Annotated in this window: 8 protein-coding genes; 7 read left to right on the forward strand and 1 reads right to left on the reverse strand. The window is 39.8% G+C overall.

Features of this window, described 5'->3' with window-relative positions; all coding sequences use genetic code 11:
- The 7 genes from F6K15_RS35915 to F6K15_RS35945 form a co-directional block, all read left to right on the forward strand.
- Positions 1–3596: CHC2 zinc finger domain-containing protein (locus tag F6K15_RS35915; RefSeq protein ID WP_293070601.1), on the forward strand; the 3596-nt coding region annotated here is incomplete at its 5' end.
- Positions 3597–3706: 110 nt separating this feature from the next.
- Positions 3707–4360 carry a response regulator transcription factor gene (locus F6K15_RS35920; RefSeq protein ID WP_293070603.1) on the forward strand — a complete coding sequence of 218 codons (654 nt, stop codon included), beginning with the start codon at positions 3707–3709 and terminating at the stop codon, positions 4358–4360.
- A gap of 18 nt (positions 4361–4378) precedes the next feature.
- Positions 4379–5695 carry a hypothetical protein gene (locus F6K15_RS35925; RefSeq protein ID WP_293070604.1) on the forward strand — a complete coding sequence of 439 codons (1317 nt, stop codon included), beginning with the start codon at positions 4379–4381 and terminating at the stop codon, positions 5693–5695.
- A 245-nt stretch (positions 5696–5940) separates the two neighbouring features.
- The gene (locus tag F6K15_RS35930) at positions 5941–6414 is read left to right on the forward strand and encodes a peptidoglycan-binding protein (RefSeq protein ID WP_293070606.1); all 474 of its coding nucleotides are present in this window, start codon (positions 5941–5943) and stop codon (positions 6412–6414) included.
- A gap of 94 nt (positions 6415–6508) precedes the next feature.
- The gene (locus F6K15_RS35935; RefSeq protein ID WP_293070607.1) at positions 6509–7189 is read left to right on the forward strand and encodes a CHRD domain-containing protein; all 681 of its coding nucleotides are present in this window, start codon (positions 6509–6511) and stop codon (positions 7187–7189) included.
- Between the two features lie 241 nt (positions 7190–7430).
- Positions 7431–8651 (forward strand): NAD(P)/FAD-dependent oxidoreductase, encoded by a 1221-nt coding sequence (locus F6K15_RS35940; protein WP_293070609.1) that lies wholly within the window; start codon positions 7431–7433, stop codon positions 8649–8651.
- Positions 8652–8844: 193 nt separating this feature from the next.
- Entirely contained in the window at positions 8845–9618 is a 774-nt protein-coding gene (locus tag F6K15_RS35945; protein WP_293070610.1) for an SH3 domain-containing protein, read from the forward strand.
- A 181-nt stretch (positions 9619–9799) separates the two neighbouring features.
- Here the strand turns inward: F6K15_RS35945 and F6K15_RS35950 are convergent, their stop codons facing one another.
- On the reverse strand, positions 9800–10945 hold the full coding sequence (locus F6K15_RS35950; RefSeq protein ID WP_293070612.1) for a transposase: 1146 nt from the start codon (positions 10943–10945) through the stop codon (positions 9800–9802).
- Between the last annotated feature and the right edge of the window lie 193 nt (positions 10946–11138).

The raw sequence follows: 11138 nt of genomic DNA on the forward strand, positions 1-11138 counted from the left end.
TACTCCTAGAGCTAGCTGATAAGGAAGCTAAGGCAACTATTGAAGCTTTTGAGAAAAAAGCAGAACGAGAACGATACTTAGAGCAACGTAAGCTAGAGAGACAAGCTCACCCTAGCCTCAGCACTGCCGACTCTTTAGCCGATATCCTAGAGCTGGACATTTTGCCTCGTTTATCCACTGAAGATATTTATGATTGGGGTGGCCACAACTTCAAGAAACATGGTAAGAAGTTGGTTGGCTTCTGCCCTCAGCACGGAGGTAGTAGCGGTACAGCTTTTCAAGTTAACCCTACCGATAACTCTTGGTATTGTCACGGTTGTGAAGAAGGAGGCCACGCAGTACAATATCGACATTTTGCTAATGGTGGTCATGGTACACCTAAAGGCAAGGATTTTATAGAGATAGTTGAAGAGTTAGCTAGTGATGCTGGCGTAGAACTGCCGGAGTGGAAACCACAACATAAATCAAAACCACAACATAAATCAAAGCCAATAACAAAAAAGCAATGGTGGGATAAAATCGGAGAAACTAAAGCGGGCAAAAGTTTTGCTGACTGGGTTGCAGGTAAAACCAGGAAGTTATTTGGTCCACTCAAACAGTCTAAACTAAAATCGGTAACGGAAAGCACTGACAAAAAAGGCAATCTGGAGAAAAACACAATAAAATATGAACCAGGACATTTGCCAGAGTTTCAGAAATGGGTAGAGATGGGTTGTCCAAAAATAATTATCAGCAGTAGTGCAGATTTACCACTTCTCACTGCTGAAGCTTATTTGAACGGGTTCAGAAATATTCTGTGGAATATCTACGCCGGAGGTGGTAAGTCTTGGAGTGTAGATAAATTAGACTTATCCTTGTTTGGTATTGAACCTGATATCGAATTTGATGAAATGGGTAATGTCATTGATGAAAAATACCCAAGAATTATTTACTTAGATGCTAATTATCGAAATCCCTCTGTCGCTGGTATTGAACGTAAATTCATACCTCTTCCTGGCAAACATTTAGGATTGAAAAAAGATGAGAATAGACTCACAGCATTAGGAAATCCTCATTTAATCCGAGTCAAAAAAGATGAAATACCTGACATACCCCCTAATTGCCCTGAAACATATACTTTTCTGGAAACCAAGAAAAAAGGTATACAAGTCTTTGCAGGCAAAGATTCACCTATTTGTAAAACTTGCCCTTTGCTGTATGATAAGAATGGTGATATTGGCTGTCCTCTGATTTTAGAAAGGCAACGCATTCAAGAAGAGGAAAATTATATCAGTTCATCTGTACCTGGTTTTGGTAAATCTCGGCATTCGGATATTTTGGTGATTGAAGAAGCTGAGGCTAATATTGTTCCGTTTGAGACTCTGAAGGTAAGTTTGACTGAAATTCAGAAGTTTGTCGCAGATAAAGTTGATGGTGCTGGTTTGCCTGATGAGTTGAAATTGGCATTAAAGGCCATATTAGTTCCTTTCCAGAAAGCGATCGCTTCTATTAATGCAGAGAATAAAAAATATGGTGATTCTCATATTGATGTGATGGCCAAATTACCTACTCGCTCCGAATTAGACGGGGCAATATTTGAAGCTTATTCTCAAATGTGGTTGACACTCTCTCTCCCATTGAAAAATTCAGACAGATATAAACTAGACAAAAAAATTCTCAAAAAATATTCTAAGGATTGTTTAGCTACATGTCCAATCATAGATGGTCAATTTTCTTTACACAAACAATTTCTACTACAAAAACCAAATAACTTACTACTAGAATCATTCGATTTCATCACAGGTTCAGTTTCTCATTATTCTTATTGGGATACAACAAACCAGGTGAATTATCAGAAAATTCTTTCCCAGAAAATAGAAAAAATTTCACGGCCTGAAAATACAAATACAACTACAAATGTCAAGCGCTCTGGAAGTGATATTTGGGGAAAAAATGAATGGCTTTATACTAATGAGTTTGATGAAGATGGAGACCCCATAGTTGTTGGATGTAAAAATCAATGGGTTATCCCTAGCTTAGAGAATATCAGAGATGAAGTCTATTCATGGTTAGAAAAAAGTTTGTCCATGCTCTCTGCAACTCAAACTCCAGCAGAGAAACAAATGCTAATTCAACAAAAAGTCCATCTCAATTGGCTTTCCCCTCTGCTTGATGTATTTTGTGGTAACAAAAAAATTAGTTTGGGAATTACACCACATAAGGAGTTGACATTTACTCGTCCAAGTCGTCATCCACAACAGTTAGTTAAGAATTCGGCGTTTAATATTTATATTGATGCTACTGCTGATGTGAAGGACTTACAGCGACTTACTGGCTTGGGTAAACCATCACCTGAAAGAGTTTCATTACTTACTGAAGAGTTGGCTATTGCTGAGGGTTTACTTATTCATTGGCCAGGAACTGTTGAGGATGAAGGGTATCAAGATTTATCCAAAAATGTTGAGGCCATTCGTGAAGAGTTGGAGCAGGCTAAGTTTGATGAGGCGGGTAAGTATATTTTGGTGGTGGAGATGGAATTGCCTGACTATAGTAATCTTACCATCAACTTAATTACTGATATGGGCGCTTGTGGTACTCAGCGTCGTTATGATTCTCGGTATGCTAATGGTAATCGAATTAAGTTTTTGGTGCAGGCGATCGCTGATCAAGAGAATAAACCTAATTCGTCTACTTTGTTTGATTTCCAGGGATTTATGGAGCAATATCAGGATATAGAAAATATTGGACGCTTGGGGTATCATTTCCGGGATAACCGTGCTAGTAATCAATCTCAAAAGGATGATTTATTGATTTGTGTGGGTAAGCAGACTCGGAATTTGTCTGCTATGGCGGCTCAATGGCAAGCAACTACAGGATGTGCTGTTGTGCCTAATAAGTTGACAGGTAGGTATGGGGAGTGGGTGGTTCGCCAGAATATGAATGAGACTATTCAGACTTATGCTCGTCTGAGGGCAAACCGTCGTCAGAATGAGGGATTAACTATTTATCATGTTGCTCCTTTTAATGAGATGGAAATTGCTGAAATTAAGAAGAATTATCCGGGGGCAACGGTTAATGTTGTGAGTAGTTTTGATATTTGTCCACAAGCGGCTCCTAAAGGTGAGCAGGTTAACCGTCGGTTGGTGGAGACTGTGTTTAATTTGGTGAAAGAAGGCCAAAAGGTTAATCAAGCTAAGGTGGGGGAAATAATCAATCTAGACCGTACTGGTGTGGGGCGAAAGGGTAAAAAGCTTACTCCAGGTGGGTTTAAGCGGATTGAGCAAATGTGCAAAACAGTTATATATTCTCTAATAGATAATAACAAATTGCACAGTCTTGAAACTGTTGTGGATACTGAGTTTGAGGAAGCTTTTACTTTTTTGGAGAGTTGGATACCTACTCTGTTGCAGGATTTGAAAGATCAAGCCATGACAGCGGAGGAATTAGCTCATGAAGTGGCTGAGGTAGTTAAGATTTTTGGCCGAAAAATCCTGGATTTCGTATCTGTTGATACGCTTGTTGGTTTGTTGACTGGGTTGTTGGGGGTGATGCCTGTGGAATTTTTTGAGAGGCTGCAGTTGGTATTGGGGCCGCCACCTGATTGGGTAGCGGGCTAGGTTGAGATTGACACTCGCCCTTTATAATCAATTGATTTAAAGGGCGAGTGTCAAACTACTAGGATTCATGTGCTGAGTTACACTAAACAGTGTAATTTATTTGACTCAAGATGAATATTCAACAACCCAAAATTCTCATTATTGATGACCATCGCTTACTGTTAAATGGAACCATTAGTTTGGTAAGCGATCGCTTTGGGGATGCCCAAATATTCTCAGCTCAAACTGCGCAAGAAGCTTTTACGGAAGTTGCTCTACATTATCCTGATTTAGCGATCGCCGATTTGTCTATTCCCCAGGAATCGGGAACAACCGCCGAAATAGAGCATGGATTGGGCTTACTCAAGCAATTAATGCAAGATTATCCGCAACTTAACTTGATGGTGCAAAGTAGTAGCATCAAAGCATTAATTCGCCTCATACCTGAAATTGATGCCCATCAAGGAGGATTTACAATTGCTGATAAAAGCGAAACTGTAGAAACTTTTTTAACTCGGATGGAATGGGCGATGCAAGGACTTACTCATACTAAGGATTTACAAACTGATTTGGAAGTCAAACCCGAGTGGTTGGAAGTGTTGCGACTTGCTTTTGAAGAAGGTTTGCAAGATAAAGCTATTGCTCAATCAATGTATAAGTCAGAACGTATGATTCGTCACTACTGGTCGAAAATTCAGGATGTATTGGGAATTTATCCTGAACCTGGAAAAAACATTCGAGCTTTAACACAAATCCGTGCGCGGGAAAAAGGTTTACTAGATTGATTAATCAATGAGGATATTATGTCTACTATTTTAGATCCCCAAAGTAAACTAAAGCGTCGAATGGTTCTAGCTGTTTTGATTTTGACGGTTGTAGGTACAACTATTTCCACTATCATCCACAGGTTGGAACTCAATACCCACCCGCTTCATCTAATTAATCCTCCCCTGTTCGCAATTACATCTTTAATATTACTGATACGTCTTTATACAAAACCAGAGAGTTTGCAACAAGTAATAAATCTGAGTTTATTTCAGAGTGTAATGTTTGTTGTGATGCCTGGTTGGTTTTACTCTCTGAAGGCATTTACCTCATCAAACATTAGTCTTGTAGATAATTTACCACCGATATCCTCAGCATCGTTGATGTTGATGACGTTGATGTTGATCACCCTGCGTCCCCAACGATTGCTCTTGGCAACTATACTCCTCTGGATAGGTGTTGCAGGACCTATTTTGGCCTACTTCATTTTTAACCCAGAAGAACTATACTCCCTACGAGGGCTAGATTTACTCATCTCCTTCGGACCAGTAATGGGGACGCAAACTGCACTGATTTTTTTGCATAATCGTCTCCAGTCAATGGTGGAAAGCTTGTATGCCGAACGTCTCCAATATTATGCTCAAATCATAGAGCTGCAGAGTATTCGCCAAAAGGCTTTGGAACAAGCTTTTACCCAAATTCATAATGGACCACTGCAAACCCTAGCACTACTGCAAAGAGATGTGCAAACCCAGCAGATATCTCAAGCAGAATTTTTACAGCGTTTGAACGAACTCAATACTGAAATTCGTGCAGTGGGACGCAGTTTTACAGATGAAAATAATACAGCTAGTAAGTCAGTAAGCTCGCCAGAAATTTTAGAATCTGCTACTTTGGAAAATTGTCTTCGCTTGGGAGAAGGAACCTCTATCGACCTAAATCTTCCTTTGCATAATGTACTTCACGAAGTATACTCTCTAACCCTTAAACGCAATCTTCCTTGCTTCCAAACTATTCGAGTCAAAGTACGGAATTTTGCACCTATTACTCAACCTTCCCTCACGTTGGAAATGAAACGCGACTTGTGTTTGTGGTTGGAGGAGGCTTTGTGTAATGTAGGTAAACATGCTCGTGGTGTAACTCGAATTGTAGTTACGGGGGAAGAAAGTGAGGGTAATTATATTATTAAGGTACAGGATAATGGCCATGGTTTCAAGCCAGGAAAGGAACAACAAGGTACAAAACACAGCCATTTATTAGCAAAAAGATTGGGAGGAGAATTTCGTCGGGAGTCTTTACCCAAGGGGGGTGTAATTTGTGAACTCTCTTGGAAGGTAGTCCCCATGAAAAAATAATTGTTACCAGCAATAATCTAAGTCGTTCAACTCATAAACTTGGAATCCGCTGTATTTTTCCATTGGCATTGGGCATGGTCTGACTCAGAAATCAGGAGAATTGCCGAAAAGTGCAATGATTAATGGCTAGAACTTACCATCGGCTTTGTCTGTAACTGTCAATGACTTTCCCCTTGAAGTTGAATGATACTGAAATTGTTGAATTAAACAACGATTCAATTAATTCAAAAAACAAGGAGAAAATTATGACTCATGCAACTCAAACCACCACTCATTCAACCGTTAGCCTTGGTAGCATCGGTCAAGATGTTAAGGATTTACAGGTAGTTTTGAATGCAACTGTTGTTGATAATAGCCTAGTAGTTGACGGAGTTTTTGGTAATCTTACAAAAGGAGCTGTAATGGCTTTTCAAAAAGAATATGGTTTAACCATTGATGGAATTGTTGGCAATCAAACTTGGGCTGTTGTAGACTCTATTGATGTTTCTGAAAAGGATATAAATTCTCGTCCAGTTCTATGTTTTGGTAGCAAAGGTGAAGATGTTGAATATCTGCAAACACGGTTAAATGGTATTGAATTTGGTTCTTTAGCAGTTGATGGAATATTTGGTGTAGCTACAGAAGAAGCTGTGAAGAAGTTTCAAAAATACTATGGTTTAACTGTAGATGGAATTGTTGGCAATCAAACTTGGGCTAAATTAGAAAGCATTGATGTTTAGTGTTTGGTTTTGATGCTTTTACTTTAACTTTTGACTCAGGGGATAAACATCCCCAGTCGAATTACTAAACAAATTATTTGCGGAAAAAGATTCAATGAATACTAAACCTTTATCGATCATCATAGTCATTTTTGTGGTTTTGTTGTTGTTTGTTCCCGGAAAGACACTTGCAGCAACTCAAACCCAATCTGTTACGCTCTCTCCAAATAAAGGACAAGAAATCGGCTTTGTTTACGAAGCATTTTTAAATCCAAACCAGGAACCAGCTGAAGAGGAAGATACACCCCCCTTTGCTCCCAAAGAATTTTTATCTACAGAAGAACCATCTGTACCAAGAAATCAGCGTAAATCTCGGGGACATGGAATGCTTAGGATTACCAATGACCTCAGTAAAGCCTATGTGTATGTCAAGACAGAAAATGTCAATTTTGAAGACATTAATATGTTCCATATTCATTGCGGTAGACCAGATCAACTTGGTCCTATACTAATTGATTTTGCTAATTCTTCTAATATCCAGGAAAATTTTGCAGATGGCACTTTTGAAGTAGAACTTAGGAATGAAGATATTGAAAAAGTATCTAATTCTGGACAGGGGATTGTAGGTGCTTTTACTGCGGGATGTCCAATTGTTCCGGGTATACCTGATAATGTCAAAACAATTGCAGGTATGCAATACATTGCCCAAAAAGGAGAACTTTATTTTAATTTACACACTAAAGCCCAAACTTTTTATGGAGACATTCGGGGAAAACTCCATCCGGTAATGTACTGAAATTTTTGAAACAAATAAATTTAAGGAGAAAATAATGAAAGATATCGAGTCTCCCCAGGCTGATGGTTACAATATCTTGTTTATATTTACTAACGATTAAATTAATGCGATTAATAATGAGCAGTTAATTAAAATATGCTGTGCGGATATTTCATCAGGATGCTCATCGAATCATCGAAGAGCATCAGCAGATGAGCTTATGACTGGAAGCCCATTTGAAACCGAATCAAGGAGAATAATAATGATGACGAATCAAACAAGTAAAATCGCTATTATTGGCGGTGGTCCAGCCGGACTGGTCTCTGCTATTGCCTCTGCACGTCGAGGCATCCATACAACTGTTCTCGAACGGGACCCACATCCCGCAGACACTTCTCAATTTAATCCCGATCGGTCATACCCTATTGACATCACCGGGCATGGGTTGAAGGCGCTACGCTACATTGAAGCCACAGATGTCTTCGATGAGTATATGCTTCCCTTTAAAGGGATCAAAGTATTTAACGGCTTAGTGACTGAGGAATGGAAAGAGCAAGGTTGGACGGGATCGCGCGGTGACATCCTCCGCTCATTGATGACTGTTGTGGAGCGAGACTATGGCGACTGCATTGACTGCCGATTTAACACCCAAGTTGAAGAGGTCAATGTGGAAACGGGAGAGGTTTCAATTAAACAAGATGGGCAAAGTGACACCTTGCAGTTTGACTTTTTGATTGGTGCGGATGGTGGCGGCTCACTGGTACGGCGAAAGATGGAGCAGCAATTACCCTGCATAATAACTGAGTATGGAGAAATCCCGAACTACTCAACAATGCTCGAACTCGATCAAAACACAGGACATCTCGATCCGCACTATTTACATGTATTCGGAGGTTTACCGATAGTTTTAGTTGTTGGTGCAATTAGTGGTCGAAAAGCCGATAGCTTGCGCTGGTTTTGCAGCGTGGGCTCAGACCATGAACTGTCGTTGAACGGGGTTGAAGATGCCCGTGCCCTGCTCAAACAACATGCTCCCGATGTCCTAAAAATGGTCAGTGACGATTCGCTCGCCAGTTTTGTAACGCGGAAGACCTACCATATTGGTAGGATGGTTTCTTGCTCGCAACTACACGGCGGACGGGCAGTGTTGTTGGGCGACGCAGGTGCACCGTTTCCACCCATCGGTCAGGGAATAAATGCTGCGATGGAGTCGGCGATAGTACTGGATCAATGCATTGAGAGGTTCGAGATCGAGCACCTCCAGGAAGCCGCTGCCCAGTACAACAAACACTGGAAGCCAGAAGCAGATGCTGTGACATGGATAACTCGCAAAGTGACTTATGGAAAGCGCAACCACATGTTTCGTCTGTTGTTGACCGTGCCCTTTGGCATCAATTTGCTCAGTAATGCCAAGAAAGCAGAGATGTCGTACTCTGATGTTCAGAAACAGGGTCAAAATTGGGGCTTTGTATGGAATTGGTAATATCACTATACCCAATCCTCTATGCCCGATGCCCATAGCCCGACTCAGAAATCAGGATAATTGCTGAAAAGTGCAATGATTAATGGTTAGAATTTACCATCGGCTTTGTCTGTAACTGTCAATGACTTTCACCTTGAAGTTGAATGATACTGAAATTGTTGAATTAAACAACGATTAAATCAATTCAAAAACCATGAAAAACCAAATCATTGCTTCCATCGCTGCTATTCCTTTCATTATTGCTAGTACATTTGCTCATGCTCAAGTTTCTCAAGCTAGTGCTTTAGTAGATTCCTTCCACTTCGACGGTGCTGATGACCCCGTCACTACAGTAGAATTAAACCAAGAAAAGTCTTCAACTCCTAACTCCTCAGATTTAGTTAGTCAAAAATCTAGTCCAGTTGTGATTACACCACCAACATCAGGATGCGAAATAGTTATGGCTATAGTAGACGATCCTGAAGCACCTCTGAATGTTCGTAGAAGTCCAGAAGTTAAAGAAGGTAATATAGTTGGTCAACTTAACAATAATGCCTTTGTTTCTGTTACAGATGAACAATCTGGTTGGCTACGAATTAGTAATCCTGTTACAGGTTGGGTTGCGAAGAACCGAACTCGTAGCACTTGCTCAAGAGTAGATCAGACTATTACTTTTTCCCCAGAAAGCGACACAGCTATTGTTAAAGGTGAAATTATTGGTACTGGTAGTCATAACTACCGGGTTAGGATGATTCAGGGTCAGACCCTTAGTATCAAAAATTTAGGAGATGTCTTCCCAGCAATTATTACTCCTGATGGCCAACTTATGGCAGTTGAAGCTAATGAAAGTGAATGGACAGATGTTATGCCAGTGAGTGGGGTATACACCTTACAATTAGATTCTAATCTTCGTGGATATGAGTATGAATTTTCAGTGTTAATAGAAGAGAATGAGAATTTTCAGTCTAAATCTCCAATCAATTTTTAACTCCCCCGGCGGGAAGTCCCGCGCTCAGTCGTTTTGCTGGCGCATAACTTCGTTAACGGCTGTCGCCGACATGAAAGAAGGATGCTATACCTTTCGTCAACTATTTTTAACCATGTTTAGCCGTTCTTAGAAACCTATGATTATCTATAGAAATCTATGATTTTCTTGCTGATAATCTGTTCTATTCCTGCTTCGCTCTGGCAACGTCGGCGTTATCCAGTCCACAGGCATTCACGGGCGAACTGCCCGCCATAGCTAAATTTAATGCTGCATTCAAGTCTCGATCGCAGCTTAAATTGCAGTGTTCGCAATTAAAAACACGCTCTGATAACAACAGAGACTCTTTCACAGCTCCGCACCTACTGCAAGTCTTAGAACTAGGAAACCATCTATCAACAATGATTAGCTCAGAACCGTATAACTCACACTTGTACTCCAACTGCCTACGAAACTCATAAAACCCCATAGACCCAACAGCCTTAGCTAGCTTATGATTAGCCATCATGCCTGATACATTTAAGTCTTCTATTACTATCTGGCTGTGGTTTTTAGCTAGATAGGTAGTCAGTTTATGCAATGTATCTTTTCTGATATTAGCTACCTTTGTGTGTAACTGGGCTATTTTGAGTTGCGCTTTTTTCCAGTTATTGGAAAACTTGGTTTTATTCCTGTTAAGGTATTGCAGTCGCGATAGTTTAGACTCTAACTTTTTTTTCGATTTTGCACCAACAAAAACCTCACCAGTTGAAAGTGTAGCTAAAGATTTTACACCTAAATCTACACCAACGACATCAACTGATTTATCCGTAATTATGGTTGCTGTCTCTATTTTAAAACTAATAAACCAACGGTCGGCTTTTCGACTAATAGTTACAGACTTTGGACTAACATTGTCTGGCAAAATTTCATAAGTTTTTACCCATCCAATTCTAGGTAATTTAATCCGATTAAAACCTACTGATATTGAACCATCCAAAGTGAAACTATCGTCTCTACCTTTTTTCTTAAATTTAGGTTGACCAGACACTTTAGTGAAGCAACGTTTCCAAGCATTGGATAAATGCCTCAAAGCATATTGAGGTGCTGTTTTAGATACTTCGTAGTACCAATAGTTATTAGGTTTAACCATTGAGACTAAGAGTTTATGCAGGTCGATAGATGTGGGAAATTTAAGTTTACCTGAAGGATTATCGGAATTGTGATTAAGGATATTTCTAGTTAACCATAAGCCCCAATTCCAAGCATGACGTGCTACACCAGCGTGTTTAGCTAGTAAGGTTTTTTGTTGGTTTGTGGGATGTAACTCTGTTTTGAATCCTAGTAGCATAAAATCAAATTATAGATAATCACAGATTATTATAGATAATACCAGATTATAGGCAACAGTTAAAAACCCTTAGACTTCCCCAAGTCGATAGATTTATATCGTTTGGGTATCCCTTACCGCTCTCACAATCTTTGTGTATTCTGTCTAACTGAGTGCTTATGGATAAATCCTTAATAGAGTTATCCCAGTAATA

The sequence above is a fragment of the Okeania sp. SIO2B3 genome (genome assembly GCF_010672525.1).
Classification (GTDB): Bacteria; Cyanobacteriota; Cyanobacteriia; order Cyanobacteriales; family Microcoleaceae; genus Okeania.

Coding starts and splice junctions, on each gene's coding strand:
- F6K15_RS35920 (WP_293070603.1), top strand. CDS start 3,707: ATGAATATTCAACAACCCAAAATTCTCATTATTGATGACCATCGCTTA.
- F6K15_RS35930 (WP_293070606.1), top strand. CDS start 5,941: ATGACTCATGCAACTCAAACCACCACTCATTCAACCGTTAGCCTTGGT.
- F6K15_RS35945 (WP_293070610.1), top strand. CDS start 8,845: ATGAAAAACCAAATCATTGCTTCCATCGCTGCTATTCCTTTCATTATT.
- F6K15_RS35935 (WP_293070607.1), top strand. CDS start 6,509: ATGAATACTAAACCTTTATCGATCATCATAGTCATTTTTGTGGTTTTG.
- F6K15_RS35940 (WP_293070609.1), top strand. CDS start 7,431: ATGATGACGAATCAAACAAGTAAAATCGCTATTATTGGCGGTGGTCCA.
- F6K15_RS35925 (WP_293070604.1), top strand. CDS start 4,379: ATGTCTACTATTTTAGATCCCCAAAGTAAACTAAAGCGTCGAATGGTT.
- F6K15_RS35950 (WP_293070612.1), bottom strand. CDS start 10,945: ATGCTACTAGGATTCAAAACAGAGTTACATCCCACAAACCAACAAAAA.